Origin of the sequence: Halorussus rarus (assembly GCF_003369835.1) — an archaeon.
GTDB lineage: Archaea > Halobacteriota > Halobacteria > Halobacteriales > Haladaptataceae > Halorussus > Halorussus rarus.
This window is the reverse complement of sequence record NZ_QPMJ01000001.1, coordinates 34,925-54,366: the sequence shown is the minus strand read 5'-3', so window position 1 is coordinate 54,366 and position 19,442 is coordinate 34,925. Positions and strand designations below refer to the sequence as shown.

At 69.5% G+C, this 19,442-nt stretch carries 22 protein-coding genes; 14 read left to right on the top strand and 8 right to left on the bottom strand.

Going from position 1 to position 19,442, the window contains the following annotated elements; translation table 11 throughout:
- Window positions 1–70: 70 nt before the first annotated feature.
- Window positions 71–904, top strand: a complete 834-nt coding sequence (locus tag DVR07_RS00270; RefSeq protein ID WP_115794795.1) for a DUF1028 domain-containing protein — start codon at window positions 71–73, stop codon at window positions 902–904.
- Window positions 905–908: 4 nt separating this feature from the next.
- Window positions 909–1,481, top strand: coding sequence for a hypothetical protein (locus DVR07_RS00265; protein WP_115794794.1), 573 nt, complete (start codon window positions 909–911; stop codon window positions 1,479–1,481).
- Window positions 1,482–1,555: 74 nt separating this feature from the next.
- On the opposite strand, the gene DVR07_RS00260 is transcribed toward DVR07_RS00265, so the two are convergent.
- Complete coding sequence (locus tag DVR07_RS00260) at window positions 1,556–2,035, bottom strand: RNA-binding protein (RefSeq protein WP_115794793.1); 480 nt, start codon at window positions 2,033–2,035, stop codon at window positions 1,556–1,558.
- Between the two features lie 97 nt (window positions 2,036–2,132).
- On the opposite strand from DVR07_RS00260, the gene DVR07_RS00255 reads away from it, so the two are divergent.
- Window positions 2,133–2,429 (top strand): DUF6432 family protein, encoded by a 297-nt coding sequence (locus DVR07_RS00255; protein ID WP_115794792.1) that lies wholly within the window; start codon window positions 2,133–2,135, stop codon window positions 2,427–2,429.
- Between the two features lie 146 nt (window positions 2,430–2,575).
- Complete coding sequence (gene ygfZ / locus DVR07_RS00250; RefSeq protein ID WP_115794791.1) at window positions 2,576–3,700, top strand: CAF17-like 4Fe-4S cluster assembly/insertion protein YgfZ; 1,125 nt, start codon at window positions 2,576–2,578, stop codon at window positions 3,698–3,700.
- Between the two features lie 24 nt (window positions 3,701–3,724).
- On the opposite strand, the gene DVR07_RS00245 is transcribed toward ygfZ, so the two are convergent.
- The 4 genes from DVR07_RS00245 to DVR07_RS00230 all read right to left on the bottom strand — a co-directional run bounded on the left by DVR07_RS00245 (window position 3,725) and on the right by DVR07_RS00230 (window position 7,506).
- Entirely contained in the window at window positions 3,725–4,846 is a 1,122-nt protein-coding gene (locus DVR07_RS00245; RefSeq protein WP_115794790.1) for a site-2 protease family protein, read from the bottom strand.
- A gap of 146 nt (window positions 4,847–4,992) precedes the next feature.
- Entirely contained in the window at window positions 4,993–5,562 is a 570-nt protein-coding gene (locus tag DVR07_RS00240) for an LURP-one-related/scramblase family protein (RefSeq protein WP_115794789.1), read from the bottom strand.
- Between the two features lie 95 nt (window positions 5,563–5,657).
- A complete protein-coding gene (locus DVR07_RS00235) occupies window positions 5,658–6,632 on the bottom strand; it encodes an AI-2E family transporter (protein WP_115794788.1) in 975 nt (324 codons plus the stop codon).
- A 121-nt stretch (window positions 6,633–6,753) separates the two neighbouring features.
- Entirely contained in the window at window positions 6,754–7,506 is a 753-nt protein-coding gene (locus DVR07_RS00230; protein WP_115794787.1) for an Lrp/AsnC family transcriptional regulator, read from the bottom strand.
- Between the two features lie 179 nt (window positions 7,507–7,685).
- On the opposite strand from DVR07_RS00230, the gene DVR07_RS00225 reads away from it, so the two are divergent.
- From DVR07_RS00225 to DVR07_RS00200, 6 genes are all read left to right on the top strand, one after another.
- The gene (locus tag DVR07_RS00225) at window positions 7,686–7,904 is read left to right on the top strand and encodes an HVO_0649 family zinc finger protein (RefSeq protein WP_115794786.1); all 219 of its coding nucleotides are present in this window, start codon (window positions 7,686–7,688) and stop codon (window positions 7,902–7,904) included.
- A gap of 164 nt (window positions 7,905–8,068) precedes the next feature.
- On the top strand, window positions 8,069–11,035 hold the full coding sequence (uvrA, locus tag DVR07_RS00220; protein WP_115794785.1) for an excinuclease ABC subunit UvrA: 2,967 nt from the start codon (window positions 8,069–8,071) through the stop codon (window positions 11,033–11,035).
- Between the two features lie 209 nt (window positions 11,036–11,244).
- A complete protein-coding gene (locus DVR07_RS00215; protein WP_115794784.1) occupies window positions 11,245–11,799 on the top strand; it encodes a DUF7344 domain-containing protein in 555 nt (184 codons plus the stop codon).
- Window positions 11,800–11,881: 82 nt separating this feature from the next.
- Entirely contained in the window at window positions 11,882–12,973 is a 1,092-nt protein-coding gene (locus tag DVR07_RS00210; protein WP_115794783.1) for a geranylgeranyl reductase family protein, read from the top strand.
- Window positions 12,974–13,016: 43 nt separating this feature from the next.
- The gene (locus DVR07_RS00205; protein ID WP_115794782.1) at window positions 13,017–13,469 is read left to right on the top strand and encodes a CBS domain-containing protein; all 453 of its coding nucleotides are present in this window, start codon (window positions 13,017–13,019) and stop codon (window positions 13,467–13,469) included.
- 89 nt (window positions 13,470–13,558) lie between these two features.
- Window positions 13,559–13,918 carry a hypothetical protein gene (locus DVR07_RS00200; protein ID WP_115794781.1) on the top strand — a complete coding sequence of 120 codons (360 nt, stop codon included), beginning with the start codon at window positions 13,559–13,561 and terminating at the stop codon, window positions 13,916–13,918.
- 34 nt (window positions 13,919–13,952) lie between these two features.
- Here the strand turns inward: DVR07_RS00200 and DVR07_RS00195 are convergent, their stop codons facing one another.
- Complete coding sequence (locus tag DVR07_RS00195; RefSeq protein ID WP_115794780.1) at window positions 13,953–14,693, bottom strand: SDR family NAD(P)-dependent oxidoreductase; 741 nt, start codon at window positions 14,691–14,693, stop codon at window positions 13,953–13,955.
- A 202-nt stretch (window positions 14,694–14,895) separates the two neighbouring features.
- Here DVR07_RS00195 and DVR07_RS00190 point away from each other — a divergent pair, with 202 nt between their 5' ends.
- Window positions 14,896–15,345 (top strand): universal stress protein, encoded by a 450-nt coding sequence (locus DVR07_RS00190; RefSeq protein WP_115794779.1) that lies wholly within the window; start codon window positions 14,896–14,898, stop codon window positions 15,343–15,345.
- Window positions 15,346–15,444: 99 nt separating this feature from the next.
- Here the strand turns inward: DVR07_RS00190 and DVR07_RS00185 are convergent, their stop codons facing one another.
- Window positions 15,445–15,849, bottom strand: a complete 405-nt coding sequence (locus tag DVR07_RS00185) for a hypothetical protein (RefSeq protein ID WP_115794778.1) — start codon at window positions 15,847–15,849, stop codon at window positions 15,445–15,447.
- Between the two features lie 131 nt (window positions 15,850–15,980).
- Between DVR07_RS00185 and DVR07_RS00180 the strand changes: the two genes are divergently transcribed.
- The 3 genes from DVR07_RS00180 (at window position 15,981) to DVR07_RS00170 (ending at window position 18,884) form a co-directional block, all read left to right on the top strand.
- Window positions 15,981–16,958 carry an ROK family protein gene (locus DVR07_RS00180; RefSeq protein ID WP_115794777.1) on the top strand — a complete coding sequence of 326 codons (978 nt, stop codon included), beginning with the start codon at window positions 15,981–15,983 and terminating at the stop codon, window positions 16,956–16,958.
- 72 nt (window positions 16,959–17,030) lie between these two features.
- Entirely contained in the window at window positions 17,031–18,482 is a 1,452-nt protein-coding gene (locus tag DVR07_RS00175; protein WP_115794776.1) for an LVIVD repeat-containing protein, read from the top strand.
- Window positions 18,483–18,521: 39 nt separating this feature from the next.
- On the top strand, window positions 18,522–18,884 hold the full coding sequence (locus DVR07_RS00170; RefSeq protein WP_115794775.1) for a NifU family protein: 363 nt from the start codon (window positions 18,522–18,524) through the stop codon (window positions 18,882–18,884).
- Between the two features lie 78 nt (window positions 18,885–18,962).
- Here the strand turns inward: DVR07_RS00170 and DVR07_RS00165 are convergent, their stop codons facing one another.
- Window positions 18,963–19,358, bottom strand: a complete 396-nt coding sequence (locus tag DVR07_RS00165) for a DUF5611 family protein (protein WP_115794774.1) — start codon at window positions 19,356–19,358, stop codon at window positions 18,963–18,965.
- Window positions 19,359–19,442: the final 84 nt, after the last annotated feature.

The following is a 19,442-nucleotide window of genomic DNA, read 5'->3' as shown; positions in this document are numbered from 1 at the left end:
GGCCACGGATTACCGCCGGCGACCTGCCGGCAGACCGAGTTTTTTGGCCCGCGGGGTCGTCGTTCGAGTCGTGACATTCAGCATCTGCGTCCGCGAGGAGTACGTCGACGAAGGAAGCGAGGCGGCCGCCTCGGACAGTCGAGCGGCGGAGCCGCGAGACGGCGACGAGCAGACCCGGTTCGGCGTCGCGGTCACGACCCGGCTGCCGGCGGTCGGCACGCTCTGCCCGTTCGCCAGCGAGAACGGCGCGGTGGCCACGCAGAGCCTGGTCAACGTCGACCTCGGCCGGAAGGGCGTCGAGTACCTCGACGACGGACTGGCGGTCGATGACGCCCTGGAGGCGCTGCTCAACGCCGACGACGGGGCGACCCAGCGCCAGCTCCACGGGGTCGACGCCGACGGCACCTTCGCCTTCTCGGGCGCGGAGTGCAAGGGCTGGTACGGCCACGTCGAGCGCGGGAACTTCACCGTCGCCGGCAACCTGCTGACCGGCGAGTCCGTGGTCGAGGCGACCGCCGACGCCTACGAGGAGCGCGCGCCCGGCCCGGACGACGAAGCCGACGCGCCGCTCGCCGAGCGACTCATCGACGCCCTCGAAGCCGGCCACGCCGAAGGCGGCGACAAGCGCGAGGACCTCAGGGTCCAGAGCGCGGCGCTCCTCGTGGAGCGGACCGAGGACCGGGAGATGGAGCCGTACTACGACGACCTCCGGGTCGACGCGACCGAGACCCCGGTCGCGGACCTGCGCGAGACCTACGAACTCGCCCGGGAGGGGTTCGAGGCGGCGGTCGAGCGCTACGAGGAGGCCTACGAGGACGACGAACTGGACGCGGCCGACGACGGGGACGGGACGGGGAGTTCGGACAGCGGCGAGGACGAGACCGCCGGCGCGACCGGCGAGTAGCGCCATGTCGCCGGGCGAGCCGGGGCGGCGCCTCCGCGCGACCGGGGTCGCTGGCGTCGCGGGCGGACTCGCGTGGGCGGCGCGAGCGGTGCTGACGTTCGCGGCCGACCGCGGGGCGTCGGTGCTCGGCTACGGCGCCCTCGACGCCGTCCTGCCCCTCGCGCTCGCGCTGGCGGCGGTCGGGGTCGCGGGCCACTACGCCCGGACCCAGGCGTCGTGGGGCGCCGGGACGACCGCGGGGTTCGTCGCGTTCTTCGCGGGGCTGCTCGGTACGCTCGCGGGGTCGACGGCCTACGTCGGCGGGGGGTTCCTCATCGGGTGGACCATCTCGGTGTGGTCGTACTTCCTCGCGCTCGTCGGCGCGGTCGGGTTCGGTGCGGGGCTGCTCTGGGACGAGGTCCCGCCCCGCGCGGGGGCGGCGCTGCTGGCGTTCGCGCTTCCGGCCGGCCTGTTCGCCTCGCTGTCGCTGGCGGTCGGAGGCGTCGTCCCGGACGAGGCGGTGGTTCCGGTCGGCCCGGGCGTGCTGCTGGGCGCCGGTATCGCCGCGCTCGGCTGGTGGGTGTGGCGGAGCGGGTAGCATCAGGAGCAAAGCGAGCCAAGGCTCGGAAGACGCGGTTTGTTTTCCGGCGCGCCCGCTGGAAAAGGTCGTTGTTAAATATTGAACTCGTAGAGGTCGTCGCCGACGTGGTGGACCGACTCGACGACCTTCCCCTCGGAGCCGACCATGTCGTCGCCGTCGGTCTTCGCCCGGCCGACCGCCAGCACTTTGCCGTGGGACTCCTCGGCGATGGCCACCAGGTCGCCCGCCCCGATGTCGGCGTCGGCCTCGACGATGCCGGGCCGCATCACGTCCGCGCCGTCGCTGACGAACGACACCGCGCCGGCGTCGACGGTGACGACGCGGTTCTGGGGCGGGTACTGGTTCGCGCCGCGGACCGTGAGGAACGGCTCGTCCTCGTAGTAGAGCACCGCGGGGTCGCCGTCGACCAGCACGAGGTCGAACGCCGAGTCCTCCAGTTCCACGAGCTCGTAGGCGTCGGCGTCGAGTTCGACCCCGAGCCGGTCGGCGAGCCGGTCCTCGATGTCGCCCACCTCGTCGCTCCGGAGGTGGTGGCGGGACTTGACTTCCATACAGTAGCGTGTGGCGTTTCGCGGCTTTATACCCTCGGCTTTCGGCCCGATTCCATTTTCAGATAAAGGTAAAAGCCCGCCGGTGTTACTGCCACCTATGAAGGCAAAGCGGGAGTACCGCGACCGGGACGCGGTCGAAGTCGCGGTGCTCGACGCCCTCGTCGACCGGAACGACGAGGGCATGACCGTCTTCGAGATTCGCTCCCACGTCGACAGCGACATCGACGAGCTGGAGACCGCCCTGGCCAACCTCAAGGAGGACGACCTCATCGCCGCCGAGAAGCGCGACCGACGGACGCTGATCCGCCCCGACGACCGGGTGATTCCGGACCCGGACGAGGAGGTCGACGAGCAGTCGTTCGTGGACAAGGTCATCGACCGTCTGCCGCTGTAAGTCGCGGACCTCGGCGGCCGCCGCCCGCGCGCCGGGGGGCGTCGAAACCGCCGAAACCGCCGGACGACCGCTCGGAACCCCGAGCGCCGCCGCCCGCCTCGCCGATTCCGACCGTTTAATCCCGGCCCGGGCCCAAGTCCGTAGTAATGACTGTCATCGAGGGCCAGCAGACCGACCTCGGGGCGGAGTGGACGGAGGTAGGCGACCGGCGCGTCCCCGCCGACTACGGCCGGCCGGGGCGCGCCCACGGGGCGGTCCGGCGGGTGGTCGGCGTGACCGAGATGCCGTACGGGGTGGTGGTCGTCCGGGGCGACGACCGGGTCGAGTACGTCGACAACGTGGTCTCGAACGACGTCCCCGGCGAGGACGGAGAGGGAGTGTACGCGCTGCTGCTCGACCCCCAGGGCGGCGTGGAGCTCGACATGTACGTCTACAACGCGGGCGAGCAGCTCCTGCTGTTCGTCCCGCCGGGCGAGGCCGCGCCGCTGGCCGAGGAGTGGCGCGAGAAGGTGTTCATCCAGGACGTCGAGATCGACGTCGCGAGCGACGACTTCGCGGTGTTCGGCGTCCACGGCCCGAAGGCGACCGAGAAGATCGCCAGCGTGCTCAACGGCGCGTCCTCGCCGGAGGGCCACCTCTCGTTCGTCCGCGGTCGGATGGCGGAGGTCGGCGTCACGGTGGTCCGGACCGACGCGCCGACCGGCGAGGAGGGGTACGAGGTGGTCTGCGCCACCGGCACGACGGTCAACGAGACCGGCGAGGAGCGGGCGAACGCCGAGCTCGTCTTCGACACGCTGCTCACGCAGGGGCTGAACGCCGCGCCGTTCGGCCGCCGGACCTGGGAGTCGCTGACCCTCGAGGCGGGGACGCCGCTGTTCGAGACCGAGCTGGCGGGGCGGATCCCGAACGTCGTCGGCCTCCGGAACGCGGTGGACTTCGACAAGGGGTGTTTCGTGGGCCAGGAGGTGGTCTCCCGCGTGGAGAACCGCGGCCAGCCGAGCCAGCGACTCGTCGGGCTCCGGCCCGAGGCGGTGCCCGACGCGGGCGCCGCCGTGTTCCGGGGCGACGAGGCGGTCGGCGAGGTGACTCGCGCCGCGGAGAGCCCGAGCGTGGAGGCGCCCATCGCCTTCGCCGCGGTGGACTTCGACGTCGGCGAGGACCCGGACGCCGACCTGTCGGTCCGAGTCGGCGGCGAGGAGGTTCCCGCGGAGCTCGCCGACCTGCCGTTCGTGGAGGGGAGCGACCGGTCGGCCCGGATTCCGAAGTACTGACCGTCGGCCCCGTTTACGGACTCGTCAGTACCCGCGCCGGATCGTCAGGGCGTGGGCGTAGTCGGACTCCGAGAGGACCCCGACGGTATCGCCGTTCGACTCGACCAGCGCGGTCGAGGAGCCGGACTGGGTTAGCATCGCCAGCGTGTCGAAGGCGTCGGCGGTCGATTCGACGCGCGGGACCTCCTGGACGATGTCCCCGATTCGCGCCGTATCCCACTCCTCGCGTCCGACAGTCCGCAGGTCGGCGAGCGTCACGACGCCCACGACGGCGCCGTCGTCGTCCGTGACCAGGTGGGCTGTCTGGCGGTCGCGGAGCATCAGGTCGCCGAACTCGTCGATGGTGGTCGTCCCCGGAACCGTCGCCGGATCCCGCGTCATGACGTCCCCGACGGTGAACCCTTCGAGCAGTTCGTCGAGGAGCACGGTCCGGGACTCGGTGGTCGCGGCCCCGTAGATGAACAGCGCGAGCAGCAGCATGATGATCTGGAAGTTGAGCACCCCGACGATGGCGAACAGGAACGCGAACAGGACGCCGACGCGGGCGGCGATCCGGGTGGCGGTGCCGTACGGCCGCGAGCGAGCGAGCAGCGCGCGGAGGACCCGGCCGCCGTCCATCGGGAACGCCGGGAGCAGATTGAACGCGGCCAGCGTGAGGTTCGTGATGGCGAGCCAGCCGACGACGAACCGGGACACCTGAAGCGAACCCGGAAGGAGTAGGGTTCCCGTCCAGCAGACCGCCGCGACGAGGACGCTCGACGCCGGTCCGGCGATGGCGATCCAGAACTCGCGGTCCCACTCCTTCGGAAGGGTCTTCAGCGACGCGATGCCGCCCAGAATCCAGAGCGTGATCGAATCGATCTCGATGCCGTACCTGAGCGCGGCCCAGGAGTGTCCCAGCTCGTGCAGCGTCACGCTCGCGAACAGGCCGAGCGCCGCGGCGACGCCGATGAGCCACGGCGTGAAGCCGGCCCGGAGGCGCTCGAGGTCGAAACCGACGCCGGTTAGCCCTTCGATGAGTCCGGCGTAGAGTTCGATCTGCTGGCCGCTACCGATCAGCCAGGCGAGAATCGGGAGAAAAATCAGCAGCGACGTGTTGATCCGAATCGGGATGTCCCAGACCTCGGTGATGGTGTAACTACGCATACCGCGTCGTTACGATGCCCTCCACTTAATTCACCGCAAAGGGACGGGAGAGTCTCCAGAATTGCCGCGGTTTCTCGGGACGGAGGACTCGGCTCGGTTCCGGTGGACAAACCGCGTCCTCCGACCTTCGTCTCACTGCGTTCGACTCAGTTCCCCTCGATGGCGTCGACCACCATCGCGGCCGCGACCACTGCTTCCTTGGGGATGCCGCCGTCGTCGTCGATGGTCACGTCGTACGTGTCCTTGAGCGAGAACCGGCCATCGATGGTTCCGACGTGGCGGCCGTCCGGGGCGGTGATCTCGTACTCGTGGGGGATGAGCCCGAAGATCTCGCTGAGGTGGCGCAGCAGCGAGACCAGTCTGCTCTTGGAGGTGATCTCGGCGACGGGGTCCCCGGTGTCCGGGTCTCGCAGGGTCCACTTGTCCACCACGAAGGTGAACTCGCGGTCGAGCACGACCACGGTCTCGCCGGTCCGGTCGTCGACCAGCGCGTAGTCGCCCGCGAAGTCGAAGACGCCGCCGGCCTTCACGGTGAACGCCGGGTTCCCGTCCGCGTCGACGAACGGGAACTCCTCCTTGAGCTTGAACAGCTTCTGCTTGCCCCGGAGGACGAGGTCGCCGGCGGCGTCGTAGGCCTTGTACTTGTTGCGGATGGGCGACTGGACCACCGTGTACTCGCTGTCAGTCAGGTCGAGACCGGCGATGTCGGAGACCATGGCACCGATTTCCGCGCCGGCGGTTAAATACCTCCTGGCATCCCGCGAGACGAACGCCACGGCGGACGGGTCGCCGCCCCGGAGTGACCGGCGGGTCAGGCGTACTCCCGGGCGACGACGCCGACGATGGTCTTCGTGAACCCGAGGACGATGGGGCCGACGAAGATGCCCGTGAAGCCGAACACCGCCAGGCCGCCGAAGATGCCGACGACGAGGATGGCGGGGTTGAGGTCGGCGCTCCGGCCGCCCAGCACCGGCCGGAGGTAGTTGTCGGTCAGGTTGACCACGCCGAAGCCGTAGACCAGCAGGCCGACGCCTCGGAACGGGCTGCCGACGGCAAGCAGGTAGACCGCCGCCGGAATCCAGATGAACATCGAGCCGACGAACGGGAGCAGGCCGAGCACGACCGCGAACACCGTCCAGAACAGCACGTTCGAGAATCCCAGGACCAGGAGGGCGGCGCCGGTCAACACCGCCTGGACGACCGCGATGACCCCCTGCGTGATGAGCACCGCGTAGGTGAGCCGGTCGAGGTCCGCGAGGAGTACGTCCTGCACGTCGGCCGGGAGCGGCGTCACGTCGCGGAACCAGCTCACGACGTCGTCGCCGCCGACCAGCAGGTAGTAGAGCGCGAAGCCGAGGATGGTGAGCCCGACCGCGGCGGTCGAGGCCCCGCCGACCACGTTGACCGACTCCGAGAGCACCCGGCCGGCACCCGACCGAACCGCGCTCGCCAGGTCCCGCCCGAGGTCGCTCGCGACGAACTCCTCCAGGAACCCCACGTCTATCTCGCCCGACTGGACCTGCTCGACCACCGTGAGCGCCTGCTGGACGACGACTCGAAGCATCAGGACGAACGGCAGGACGAACAGGACGGTCGCTCCGACCATGAGGACGACCGCCGACTTGCGCGGGCCGATCCTGGGCGCGAGGCGCCGCTGGAGGGGGAACAGCGCGTAGGCCAGCAGGACCGCGAGCGCGACGTAGGTGAAGAAGGGCCGGACGACCAGCAGCGAGACGTAGACGGCGACGACGAGCAGGGCGAGCGCGAACGACTTCTCGGCGTCCATGCCCGACCGCTACGCCGACCCCGATGAAAAAATCACGTGACGGTCTGCGGCGTAAAGGCGGCTTGTCGGCCGGCAGCGGCGCCGAGGACGTCCACTCGACCGTGAGCGACCCCGACGCCGGTCACTCGGTCGACCGGGCCTCGAACGCCGCGACCGTCTCGTCGGGGACCGACTCGGGGGCGAACAGCGTGACCACGTCGCCGGCCTCGACGACGGTGTCGCCCTTCGGGGAGAGCACCGCGTCGCCGCGCTCGATGCTGACGACGAGCGACTCGTCGTCGATGATGCCCGACTCGTTGGCGTCCTCCAGGGTCAGGCCGGTTATCTCGGCGTCGGCGGGGACGGTGAACTCGATGACCTCCGCGCCGCCGGTCAGGCTCTGGACGTCGGCGAGCGACTGCCGGCCGGGGTCGTCGTCCGGGCTGAAGGGGTGGTACGGGTGGAAGATTTCGTCCTGGACGATGTCCTCTCGTTCGAGTTCGAGGCCCAGATTCGAGAGCTCCCGGGCGATGCGGCTGATGTCGTCGGTGTCGGTTCCGACCCCCGTGACCACCAGGTTCTCCCGGCCGGCCATCAGCTTCCGGACGTTGACGACGCCCGAGACCCCGAGCGCCTCCTGGGCCAGCCGCTGGCGGTCCCCGACCGGGACGGTGCACGTGAACTGGTTGACGATGCGGCCGTCGGTCCGCTCGTAGTCGACGTCGGCGTGGTACCCCTCGATGATGCCCTCGTCCTCGAGCTGGCGGATGCGGTGGCGGATGGTGGCCGGCGTCACGTCGACCTCCTCGGCGATGGTCGGCGCCGTCGTGTTCCGGGCGTCGGCGGCCAGATGGTAGAGGATGCGCTTGTCGATCTCGTCGACGCGGTAGCTCATGCGCGCGTCTACACGTGGCGGCGATAAAAGCCCGGCCTTTGCGGTCGGTCTCGGATTTGGCGGGGATGACCGTGCTCCGAACCCACGGTATTCAGTTTCCGAAAACGAGATGCTTTTTTACTTCTGTATCGAAAGCGTTTGTCGGAGCTTTTATCAGATCGGGGCGCATCGGTCGTCGTATGTCCGACCTGGACGACGTGGGGTCGACCCCCTTCGACACGATGACCTCCCACATGGACCACGAGGACCTCGTCTGCCCCGAGTGCGGCCACGAGGACGAGGCGGGCGAGTGGGAGGCTCGGACCAGCGGCGCGGAGGTCGTCTACACGCACGCGTGTCCGTCGTGCGACGCCGTGCGGAAGCGCACCGTCCGCCTCGACGAGAGCGAGGACGACTGAGGGATTCGACCGCGAGAACACCGCCGGAGTCGGGGTCGCAGGCCGACGCCCGCTGCCGCCCCGGCCGGCCATTCAGTTGCGTTAAGTGGCCTGAATCCCTGTCTCCTCTTGATGAACGAGACGGCACAGTACGCTGACGAGCATTCTCTTCGCACACGGAAACGATGAGCAAGGAGTACATCGACGTCAAGGGGGCGGAGGAACACAACCTCAAGGACCTCGACATCTCCATCCCGCGCGAGCAGTTCAACGTGGTGACGGGGCTGTCGGGGTCGGGGAAGTCGTCGCTGGCGTTCGAGACGGTGTACGCCGAGGGCCAGCGCCGGTACATCGAGAGCCTGTCGGCGTACGCCCGCAACTTCCTGGGCCAGATGGACAAGCCCCAGGTCGAGAACGTGGAGGGGCTCTCGCCGGCCATCTCCATCGACCAGAAGAACGCCGCCAACAACCCCCGGTCGACGGTCGGGACCGTCACGGAGCTCCACGACTACTTCCGGCTGCTGTACGCCCGCATCGGCACCCCCCACTGCCCCGAGTGCGGTCGCGAGGTGGGCGAGCAGAGCGCCCAGAACATGGTCCGGCGCGTGCTCGAACTCCCCGAGGGCACCCGGGCGAAGGTCGCGGCGCCCGTGGTCCGCGACCAGAAGGGCGCGTTCGAGGACCTGTTCGACGACCTGGTCTCGGAGGGGTACGGCCGGGTCGAGGTCGACGGCGAGGAGTTTGACCTCACCACGAATCGGCCCGACCTCGACAAGAACTACGACCACGACGTCGACGTGATCGTCGACCGGGTGAAAGTCTCCCCCGAGGCCCGAAGCCGAATCACCGACAGCGTCGAGACGGCCCTGGAGGAGGCCGACGGGGTGCTGAAGGTCATCCTGCCCGACCCGCCGGAGGGGGCCGCCGCGGACCTCGGCGGCGCCACCGCCCGCTCCACGGGCGACCTCGCCGACGACGGCGAGAGCGAAGACGCGGACGACCGCCTCGTCGTCGAGTTCTCCGAGGACCTCGCCTGCACCCACTGCGGCATCGACTTCCGGGAGATCGAGACCCGGAGCTTCTCGTTCAACAGCCCGCACGGCGCGTGCCCGGAGTGTGAAGGCATCGGCGAGACCAAGGAGGTCGACGAGGACCTCGTGGTCCAGGACCCCGAGAAGCCGCTCAAGCACGTGTTCGAGCCCTGGAGCTACAACCGGACCTACTACCGGCGCCAGCTCGACAACGTGGCCGAGCACTTCGGCGTGAGCCTCGACACCCCGTTCGAGGACTTACCCGAGGACGTGCAGGACGCCTTCGTCTGGGGGACCGACGAGACGGTCCACTTCGAGTGGACCACGAAGAACGGTACCCGCGAGAAGGACGAGCGCTTCGAGGGGGTCGTCCCCAACCTCGAGCGCCGGTACGTCGAGACCGACTCCGACAGCACCCGCGACCACATCGAGGAGTACATGGCGGTCACCGAGTGCCCCGAGTGCGAGGGGACCCGGCTCAACGAGCAGAGCCGGTCGGTGTACGTCGACGGCACCTCGATCACCGCGGTCAACGAGCTGTCCATCGGCGACGCCCTGGAGCACTTCGAGGGGCTGGAGGCGAAGCTCGACGAGCGCGAGACCAAGATCGCCGAGGAGATCTTGAAGGAGATCCGGGCCCGCCTGGGCTTCATGGAGGAGGTCGGGCTGGAGTACCTGACGCTGGACCGGGAGGCCTCGACGCTCTCTGGCGGCGAGAGCCAGCGCATCCGGCTGGCGACCCAGATCGGCTCCGGGCTCGTCGGCGTGCTCTACGTGCTCGACGAGCCCTCCATCGGGCTCCACCAGCGCGACAACGACCGGCTGCTCAACACGCTCAAGGAGCTCCGCGACCTGGGCAACACCCTGCTCGTCGTCGAACACGACGAGGAGACGATGCGGCAGGCCGACAACGTCATCGACATGGGGCCCGGCCCGGGCAAGCGCGGCGGCGAGGTCGTCGCCCAGGGCACCACCGAGGAGATCGAGGCGTGCGAGGAGTCGATCACCGGCGACTACCTCGCGGGGCGCAAGGAGATACCCGTGCCCGACGACCGCCGCAACTCCGACGCGAGCATCACGGTCGAGGGGGCGCGCCAGCACAACCTCAAGGACCTCGACGTCGACATCCCGGTCGGGCAGTTCACGGCCATCACGGGCGTCTCGGGCTCGGGGAAGTCGACCCTGATGCACGACATCCTCTACAAGGGACTGGCCCGAGAGATGAACAACAACACCAGCGTCGACCCCGGCGACCACGACGCCATCGAGGGCATCGACAACGTCGAGAAGGTCCGGCTCATCGACCAGTCGCCCATCGGCCGGACCCCGCGGTCGAACCCCGCGACCTACACCGGCGTGTTCGACTACATCCGGGAGCTGTTCGCCGAGACGAAGCTGGCCAAGCAGCGCGGCTACGAGAAGGGCCGGTTCTCGTTCAACGTCAAGGGCGGCCGGTGCGAGGAGTGCGGCGGCCAGGGCACGGTCAAGATCGAGATGAACTTCCTCTCGGACGTGTACGTCCCCTGCGAGGAGTGCGACGGCGCCCGGTACAACGACGAGACCCTCGACGTGACTTACAAGGACAAGACCATCGCGGACGTGCTCGAGATGTCGGTCGAGGAGGCCTACGAATTCTTCGAGCACGACCAGCGCATCGCCCGGCGGCTCGGCCTGCTGAAGGACGTCGGCCTCGACTACATGAACCTCGGCCAGCCCTCGACCACCCTCTCGGGCGGGGAGGCCCAGCGGGTCAAACTCGCCGAGGAGCTGGGCAAGAAGGACACCGGCGACACGCTCTACCTGCTCGACGAGCCCACCACCGGGCTCCACAAGGCCGACGAGCGCAAGCTCATCGAGGTGCTCCAGCGGCTCACCGACCAGGGCAACTCGGTCGTGGTCATCGAGCACGAGCTCGACCTGGTGAAGAACGCCGACCACGTCGTCGACCTCGGCCCCGAGGGCGGCGAGAACGGCGGAGAGGTCGTCGCGGCAGGCACCCCCGAGGCGGTGGCGCGCGACGAGGAGTCGCACACCGGACGCTACCTCCGGGACCTGCTCCCCGACGTGGAACTGGACGGCCCGCGGACCGACCGGCGGGCCGCGCCGGCGACCGACGATTAACGTTCCGTTCCCGTTCTCGGGTCGAGAGCTACGTATCGTCACATTAACTCCGGGAATTGCGCTATTACTGCCAACAAAGGTAATCGAATTGATAGTGGATGCGAGCTAAGTACTGGATAACAAAGTGTGGCCCGAGTGAAACTGGGCTACCGTGATGGGATGGGTGGCGGTGGCACCGGCGCAACAAGCGATTGAGCGACTTCGGTAGTATGAGTTCGGCTGACAATTCACCGGAACGGGAGACACTGTCCGAAGATCTCATCTTCGACGTGTTGAAGAACCGGCGACGGCGATACACGCTGCATTACTTGAAGCAGCAGGACCGGCCGGTCGAGCTGAGCGAACTCGCCGAACAGGTCGCGGCCTGGGAGAACGACACGACCATCGAGGGGCTGTCGGCGAACGAGCGCAAGTCCGTCTACACCTCGCTGTACCAGACCCACCTCCCGAAGCTGGCCGACGCCGGCATCGTGGACTACAACCAGAACCGGGGGGTCGTGGAGCTGTCCGACAACGCGGCCCAGCTGGAGGGGTACCTCCGGCCCCAGGACGAGTTCCCGTGGATCCGCTACTACCTCGCGCTCGCGGTCGTGAGCGCGGTCCTGGTCGTCGGCGACCTGTTCGGCGTCCCGCCGTTCGACGCGATTCCGGACGAGGTCTGGGGGATTCTCATCGTGGCGGCGTTCGCGCTCTCGGCGGCGACCCACTACTTTCGTCGGCGACAGCTCGCCCAACAGGAGGCGCCGCCGAACGTCGAACAGTAGTCCGCGGTCCGTCGAGCAGTGACCGCGGCCGCGGGAGGCCAGAACGGTGATTACTTGGGCGAACGAGTAGTACGCTCGAGCGATGTACGACTTCGTAGTCGTGGGGGCAGGTCCGGCCGGGTCGCGATTCTCCCGACGGGCGGCCGAACGGGGGTACGACGTGCTGACGCTCGAGCGGGGCACGGTCGGCGAGCCGCTGGCGTGCTCGGGCCACGTCAGCACCGACATCTGGGAGTACGCGCCCGACGGCGCCCGCGAGGAACTCCTCCAGAACGAGGTGTACGGCGCGCGTTTCCACGTCGGCGGCCCCGGAAGCGACGACTACCCGTTCTACAAGCGCGAGGCCGTCTCGAACGTCATCGACCGCGTGGGGCTCGACCGCCGGCTCGCCGAGGCCGCCCGAGAGGCCGGCGCGGACCTCCGGGAGGACCACAGCGTCTCGTCGGTCGAGGAGAAGCCCGACCGCGTCGAGGTGACCGCGAACGGGCCCGACGGCACCGAGACGTTCGAGGCCCGGATGGTCGCGGGCTGCGACGGTCCGGTGTCGCGGGTCCGGAGCGAGCTCGGCCTGCCCGACCCCGGCGAGAAGCTCCAGGGCGTGCTCGCCTTCTCGGAGGAGGACGACCCGGGCGACTACGTCGACGTCCACCTCACCGCCCCGAGCTTCTTCGCCTGGCGCATCCCCCGCGGCGAGGCCGGCGTCGAGTACGGGCTGGCCGCGCCGCCGGGCTCCGAGCCCTCGGCAAACGACCTGTTCGGGGAGTTCACCGCGGATTACGACGTCGAAACCGTCGACTTCTGCGCCGGCATGATTCCGGTCGGGCCGGCCGAGACCGTGACCGGCAGACGCGGGTTCCTCGTCGGCGACGCGGCGGCACAGACCAAGCCGTTCACCGGCGGCGGCATCCTCTACGGCATGACCGCCGCCGACCACGCCGCCCGCGAGATCGACCCCGAGCGCCCGGCGACGCTGCGGGACTACGAGGACGCGTGGCGCGACGACCTGAGCACCGAGATCAAGCTCGGCCACTGGATACGCCGGGCCTACTCGCTACCGGAGTCGGTCCAGCACGCCGGGCTGTCTGCGTTCTCGGGCGAAATCGGCGTCCACATGGACAAGCCCACCTCCTTCTTCTCGAAGGAGCACCTCAGGAAGCTGCTGTCGGGGTCGTAACGACGACCCAAACAACCACGTACCCCCCGCGACACCTCCCGGTATGCTCGTTCGAGAGGCCATGTCCGACGAGGTGGTGACCGTCGACGCCGGCGCCTCGCTCCGGGAGGCGGTCGAGCGGATGCTCCGGGAGGGCGTCGGCAGCGTCGTCGTCACGCGCGACGGGACGCCCGCCGGCATCCTGACCGAGACCGACGCGCTGAAGGCCGGCTACCTAGCGGAGCGTCCGTTCGCCGAGATTCCGGTGGCGAAGGCGGCCACCGGGTCGCTGGCGACTATCGCGCCCGGGACGACCCTCCGGAAGGCGGTCGAGACGATGCGCGACCGCGACGTGAAGAAGCTCCCCGTGGTCGAGTCGATGGAACTGGTCGGCATCCTCACGACGACCGACGTGGTGCGCAATCAGGAGGCGCTCCTCGACGAGGCCCACCGGGTGAGCGAGGGCCGGGAGGGCTGGTCGCCCGAGCGGAAGCGATGGGACGCCGGGGACCCGTGATGCGCGGCGGGGCGTGCGACCGGTAGCCATCGAGTCACGTCCCGGAATCGGCACAAAGCACTTGCTCGCCGGCCGGGAAGTTGGCCGGCATGGACGCCCGACTCGGTCCCCTGGCGCTCGCCGGCCTCCTCGTCCTCGCGGGCTGCGCCGGCGGACTACCCGGCGACGATGGCGCGTCGGCAGAGGACGCGCCCCCGACGGGCACCCAGTTCGTCTCGGTCGACCGCTACGAGAACCGGAGTCGCCACGCCCAGTGGCCGGACCGCCAGACGGTCGTCTTCGAGGACCTCTCGGAGTCCCGGCAGCAGGTGTTCGAGAAGGCCCTCTCGGGCGGGTCGGTGGAGGTCGCGCCGGACGAGTCGAACCCGTTCTCGTTCCACGACGACGACCGTCCGCGGGCAGTGCGGTACGACGGGACGTGGTACTACGTGCGCGTTGCTATCGTCTGAGGCCGCGTCAATCCGCGAACCCTGGCCGGCGACGTCACACCGTCTCGGGCAGCCACCCGCCGTCGACCTCGACGTTCTCGCCGCTGATGTAGTCGCTGTCCTCGTCCAGGAAGAACAGCATCGCCTGGGTCACGTCCGCGAAGTCCGCGGGCCGGTCCCGGGGCAGTTCCTCGGGGAACTCGTCGGAGTTCTCGACGACGTACGGCGAGACCGCGTTGACGGTGATGCCGTCGTGCTGGGTGTCGTTGGCGAGCATCCGGGTGAACATCAGGACGCCTTGCTTGGCGATGAAGTACGGCGCGTTCTTCGGGCTGACGAGGCCCTTCCCGGAGCTCGCGTAGCCGACGTTGACGATGCGGCCCCACGACTCCTCGCGCATCGCCGGCAGGGCGCGCCTGCAGCAGAGGTAGGTGCCGTTGACGTTGGCCTGGAGGACGGTGTTCCACTGCTCGAAGGAGATCTCCTCCCAGTGGCGGGGCGCGAACGGGCCGACGTTGTTGACCAGCACGTCCACTGCGCCGAGATCGTCCTCGACCGCGTCGAACATCGCGTCCACGTCGTCGGGGTCGGTCACGTCGCCCTGCACCGTCGTCGCGGCCGGCGCGCCGCGGTCGCGGGCCGCGTCCGCCACGTCCGCGGCGTCGTCGGCGCTGGAGCGGTAGTGGACCGCGGTCGACGCCCCGCTGTCGGCCAGCTCGAGCAGCAGTTCCCTGCCGACGCCCGTCGCGCTCCCGGTCACGAGCGCGACGCGGCCGTCCAAGTCGGGTCGGATCATGTCGGGGGATTCGGGGTCGTCGTATTTCTGCGTTGAGGCTTGGGCGGAGCCTCGCGGTTCCGCGATAAGGAGTGAGTCAGCGATACGACACGTTCGGGCGGCGGCGCGAGCGCGAACGGCCGCGCGCCGGAGCCACGGACGCGAGCGCGCGAGACTCGTCGCGGCCACGCACCCTTAATATCAGGAAGGTAGTCGTTCGGGTATGGCACTGGAGACCATCCTGCTCGCGGTCGGGCCGGGCGACGCCGACCGCACGGAGGAACTGGCGCGGACAGTCGTCGAGGTCGCGGAACCGACGGACGCGCGGGTCGTGCTGGCCCACGTGTTCACCGACGAGGAGTTCGACGGCGTGGTGAGCAACCTCGACTACGACCCCGCGGGCGAGATCGACCCCGACGAGGTGGCCGAGCGTCACGCCACCGTCCGGCGGCTCACCGACGCCTTCGACGACGCCGGCGTCGAGTACGCGGTCCGGGGCCGGGTCGGCGAGCACGGCGAGACCATCGTGGACCTGGCGAAGGAGGTCGAGGCCGACCGCGTCGTGGTCGGCGGCCGGAAGCGCTCGCCGGCGGGCAAGGCCGTCTTCGGCAGCACGGCCCAGGAGGTGATGCTCAACGCGCCCTGCCCGGTGACGTTCGTGCGGGGTGAGTGACGCCTCGAACGACTCCGTAGCTGGGACGACTTCGTAGCGGGGAGTGGTCGCGCGTCTGCATGGCGACCGTTCGACCGGGGACTCGGCGGTAGCCGCGCCCTACTCCTCGGCCCGGCCCTTCCACTCGCGCTCCTGCCGGCGCTCGGCGACGTGGCGACGGCCGCCGGCGACCGACTCCCGGGCGTCGGCGCCGAACGACCCGGCGTCGGCGAGCGGCCCGTCCTGGAACGCCTCCAGTACGCCGTACGACCACGTGTCGCCGACCACGCCGCGGGGGAGCAAATCGTCGCGCAGGCGGTCGGCGAGGTCGTCGTACCCGGCCGCGCGCAGGTCGTCCTCGGCCGCGGCGAGGTGGTCCATCGCGTGGCCGGTCGCGTGGTGGAACTCGACGAGGTGGCCGTGCGCCCGGTGGAGCCACTCGACCCCGAGTTCGACCTCGTGGAGCGCCTCGACCTCCGCGTCCGAGAGGTCGTCGTCCGCCGCGTCGTCGGTTCCGGTTCGCATGTTAATTGTTAACTCATACCCTCCTATAACGGTGTCGCAGGCGAGCGGCCCGAACCGCGCCACGGAGTGCCATACTCGCCGTCGAGTAAATGCTTGTAGTTAAGTGCGACCGGGCCGTCAAACCGGGGTGAATGGCGTACTACGCGGGCGTCGACCTCGGTGCGACGAACGTCAGGGCGGCAGTCGCCGACGACGAGGGTGACGTGGTGAGCGTCCACCGCGCGGACACGCCCAACGGCCCGACCGGCATCGCGATCACGGAGGCCGTCCTGGAGTGTCTCCGCGAGGCGTGCGCGGCCGCCGACGTCGACCCGACCCAGATCGCGGCCGCGGGCATCGGCTCGATCGGCCCGCTGGACCTCGCGGAGGGCGCGGTCGAGAACCCGGCGAACCTCCCGGACACCATCGACCGCATCCCGCTGACGGGGCCGGTCGGCCAGCTCATCGACAGCGACGCGGTGTACCTCCACAACGACACCGTCGCGGGCGTCATCGGCGAGCGGTTCTACAGCGACCGCAACCCCGACGACATGGTGTACCTCACCATCTCCTCGGGCATCGGCGCGGGCGTCTGCGTCGACGGCCAGGTGCTCGCGGGCTGGGACGGCAACGCGGGCGAGGTCGGCCACATGGTCGTCGACCCGCGGGGCCGGCGCACCTGCGGGTGCGGCCGGGAGGGCCACTGGGAGGCGTACTGCTCGGGCGAGAACATCCCCGAGTACGCCGGACTCCTCGCCGAGGACGCCGGCCGACTCGACACCGACCTGCCGCTCGACGACCCGGACTTCTCCGCGGCGGACGTGTTCGAGCGGGCGGGCGACGACGAGTTCGCCGACCACGTGGTCGAGCAGGTCGCCCACTGGAACGCGCTGGGCGTGACCAACATCGCCCAGGCGTACGCCCCGCTGGTGATCTACGTCGGCGGCGCGGTGGCGCTGAAGAACGAGGCGCTCGTGGTCGACCCCATCCGGGAGCGGCTCGACGACCTCGTGTTCAACAACGTCCCCGACGTCCAGCTGACCAACCTCGGCGACGACGTGGTGCTGAAGGGGGCCATCGCCAGCGCCCTGACCGGCGGCACGGGCGACCGGACGAGCCTGGCGGTCTGAGCCCGAAGCGTTACGAAACCCCCGCTTCCCGGCGCCCGCCCATTTATGCGGCTCCGTCCCGTGAATTCCGGCATGGACAGGCGTTCGTTTCTGCGAGGGCTCGGCGGCGCGATGGCACTCGCGACGGTCGGGCCGGCCGGCGCGGTCGAGACGACCACGGCCCACCCCGGTCCGTACCGGCCGCTGGGCAGCGTCTCCGTCACCAACGCCCGCGAGGCGGTCCCCGACCCGAGCGGCGACTTCGCGTACGTCGCCACCGCCGACGGGTTCGCGACGGTCGACGTCCAGGTCCCCAGCGACCCGCGAGTCGTCTTCCGAGCCCAGAATCTGTTGTCCGGTCGGGAGACGGGGCCGCTCCGGCTGGTCCAGGACGTGAAGGTCGAGGGCGACCGCCTGATTGCGGCCGGGCCGGCCGACCCGCTCCGCGGGGACGTGCTTCAAGGGTTCGTCCTCTACGACGTGAGCGACCCCGCCGACCCCGAGCGGGTCGCCTTCCACGAGACCCGGTTCCCCATCCACAACTGCTTCATCCGAGACGGCGTCGTCTACCTCACGGCCAACATGGAGGACACCAACGCGCTCGTGATGGTCGACGTGAGCGGCGGGACGCCCGAGGAGGTGGGCCGGTGGTCGATCACCGATCGGAACGCGGCGTGGAGCGAGGTTCCCGCCAGCCTCTGGACCGTCCACGACGTGTGGGTCCGGAACGACCGGGCGTACCTCGCCCACTGGGACGCCGGGACCTACATCGCGGACGTGAGCGACCCGTCGGACCCGTCGTTCGTCGCGAAGATCGGCGGACGGTCGCCGGCGGAGCTCCGGGAACTCCCCGAGCAGGCGCGGCAGGTCCTCCGACTGCCGGGCAACGACCACTACGCGATGACCAGCGACGACGGCAATCTGCTCGGCGTCAACGAGGAGGCGTGGCAGGTCGACGGCGAGGGCGGGCCGGGCGGCGTCGAGCTGTGGGACGTCTCGGACGCGACGAACCCGACCCGGCTCTCGACCATCGACGCGCCGCGCTCGCCCGGTTCGTTCTACGGCACGTGGACGACCGCCCACAACTTCGACATCGTCGGCGACCGGCTGTTCACCTCGTGGTACCAGGGCGGCGTGAAGATCCACGACATCTCGGACCCGGCGAACCCCCGGCAGCTGGCGTGGTGGCGCCGGCCCGAGGAGGCGTCGTTCTGGACCGCCAAGCGCGCGACCAAGGGGTTCTACGTCGCCAGCAGCATGGGCCGGGACGAGAACGGGATGGGCGGGCTCTACACCTTCCCGATAGAGGAGGACCAGCAGCGAGATCCCCCGTCGCTGACGACCGAGGCCGCCGAGACCGCCAATCGGACCACGAGCGGGCAGGCGGCGTTCGCGGACGACACCACGACCGACGGAACCGCGACCGACGGGTCCGAATCGGAACCCGGGTCCGGCGCGGCCGGGGGCAGCGTCCCCGGCTTCGGCGTCGGAGCGGCGCTCGCGGGGCTGCTCGGCGCGGGCGCGTGGCGGCGATTCCGCGGATAAACCCAAAGTCCTAATCCCCGTAGCTCCTACCCACTCTCAATGACCGAGGACGACGACTCCCTGCAGACCCGGGTCGAGCGCTGGCTCACCGGCCAGATGCCCATCATCAGCATGCACGGCGGCGAGAGCGCCGTCCAGAAGGCCGACCCCGACAGCGGCGAGGTCGTCGTCGAGCTCGGGGGCGCCTGCTCGGGCTGCGCCATCAGCCCGCGGACCGCCCAGAACATCAAGCTCGACCTCGCGAAGGACTTCGAGGAGGTCGACGACGTGACGGTCCGTGTCGCCGACGACGGCACCGGCGACTGGGACATCGACCAGCCCGAGAGCGTGATGGGCATCGACCGCAACGAGGGCGGCCGCGGCGGCCGGGGCGAGGGGTCGCCCGATAGCGACCACTTCTGAGTTCTGTTTTCGAGCGCGGATACCCGTCGCTCCGTCGGAACGCCGTCGAATAGAGAGAAGGCGGTTTCGCGAACGGGACTACGAGACGCCGTCGGGCTTCTCGGCGTCGTCCTCGACCTGCCGCTTCATGGAGTCGCGGCGGGCCTTGGCGTCCCGGCCGGTGGCCTCCAGCAGGAAGGTGTTCTTCTTGTCGACGGCGTCGGCCGCCGCGTCGGCGTTGCCCTCGGCGATGACGTCCTCGGCGTCGCGCTCCTCGAAGTGGACCGCGAGCTTGTCCTTCTTGCCGCTGTACTCGGCCGCGCCGGCCAGTATCTTGTCGAAGACCGGGTTGTCGGGGTCCTCGACCACGTAGAGCTCGTGGCCGTTGTGCTCCTCGGTCCCGGTGACCTCGCCGAAGAACTCCTCGATCTTCGCCTTCATGTCGGGGACGCGGTCGTCCAGGTGTTCGCCGCGTCGCATCTTGTACTCTTTCATGGTAATCGCCCATTGGACAGGGTGGTGTAAACCCTTTTCGCGTCGTTCTCCTTCTTGAATCCGACGCTTCCGTCGCCTGAAACC

Excerpts from the sequence above, each read along its gene's own strand:
- DVR07_RS00195 (WP_115794780.1), bottom strand. The coding sequence starts at position 14,693 with ATGATCCGACCCGACTTGGACGGCCGCGTCGCGCTCGTGACCGGGAGC.
- DVR07_RS00265 (WP_115794794.1), top strand. The coding sequence starts at position 909 with ATGTCGCCGGGCGAGCCGGGGCGGCGCCTCCGCGCGACCGGGGTCGCT.
- DVR07_RS00260 (WP_115794793.1), bottom strand. The coding sequence starts at position 2,035 with ATGGAAGTCAAGTCCCGCCACCACCTCCGGAGCGACGAGGTGGGCGAC.
- DVR07_RS00175 (WP_115794776.1), top strand. The coding sequence starts at position 17,031 with ATGGACAGGCGTTCGTTTCTGCGAGGGCTCGGCGGCGCGATGGCACTC.
- DVR07_RS00170 (WP_115794775.1), top strand. The coding sequence starts at position 18,522 with ATGACCGAGGACGACGACTCCCTGCAGACCCGGGTCGAGCGCTGGCTC.
- DVR07_RS00200 (WP_115794781.1), top strand. The coding sequence starts at position 13,559 with ATGGACGCCCGACTCGGTCCCCTGGCGCTCGCCGGCCTCCTCGTCCTC.
- DVR07_RS00255 (WP_115794792.1), top strand. The coding sequence starts at position 2,133 with ATGAAGGCAAAGCGGGAGTACCGCGACCGGGACGCGGTCGAAGTCGCG.
- DVR07_RS00235 (WP_115794788.1), bottom strand. The coding sequence starts at position 6,632 with ATGGACGCCGAGAAGTCGTTCGCGCTCGCCCTGCTCGTCGTCGCCGTC.
- DVR07_RS00230 (WP_115794787.1), bottom strand. The coding sequence starts at position 7,506 with ATGAGCTACCGCGTCGACGAGATCGACAAGCGCATCCTCTACCATCTG.
- DVR07_RS00245 (WP_115794790.1), bottom strand. The coding sequence starts at position 4,846 with ATGCGTAGTTACACCATCACCGAGGTCTGGGACATCCCGATTCGGATC.
- DVR07_RS00240 (WP_115794789.1), bottom strand. The coding sequence starts at position 5,562 with ATGGTCTCCGACATCGCCGGTCTCGACCTGACTGACAGCGAGTACACG.
- DVR07_RS00180 (WP_115794777.1), top strand. The coding sequence starts at position 15,981 with ATGGCGTACTACGCGGGCGTCGACCTCGGTGCGACGAACGTCAGGGCG.
- ygfZ (WP_115794791.1), top strand. The coding sequence starts at position 2,576 with ATGACTGTCATCGAGGGCCAGCAGACCGACCTCGGGGCGGAGTGGACG.
- DVR07_RS00210 (WP_115794783.1), top strand. The coding sequence starts at position 11,882 with ATGTACGACTTCGTAGTCGTGGGGGCAGGTCCGGCCGGGTCGCGATTC.
- DVR07_RS00190 (WP_115794779.1), top strand. The coding sequence starts at position 14,896 with ATGGCACTGGAGACCATCCTGCTCGCGGTCGGGCCGGGCGACGCCGAC.
- DVR07_RS00185 (WP_115794778.1), bottom strand. The coding sequence starts at position 15,849 with ATGCGAACCGGAACCGACGACGCGGCGGACGACGACCTCTCGGACGCG.
- uvrA (WP_115794785.1), top strand. The coding sequence starts at position 8,069 with ATGAGCAAGGAGTACATCGACGTCAAGGGGGCGGAGGAACACAACCTC.
- DVR07_RS00215 (WP_115794784.1), top strand. The coding sequence starts at position 11,245 with ATGAGTTCGGCTGACAATTCACCGGAACGGGAGACACTGTCCGAAGAT.
- DVR07_RS00165 (WP_115794774.1), bottom strand. The coding sequence starts at position 19,358 with ATGAAAGAGTACAAGATGCGACGCGGCGAACACCTGGACGACCGCGTC.
- DVR07_RS00205 (WP_115794782.1), top strand. The coding sequence starts at position 13,017 with ATGCTCGTTCGAGAGGCCATGTCCGACGAGGTGGTGACCGTCGACGCC.
- DVR07_RS00225 (WP_115794786.1), top strand. The coding sequence starts at position 7,686 with ATGTCCGACCTGGACGACGTGGGGTCGACCCCCTTCGACACGATGACC.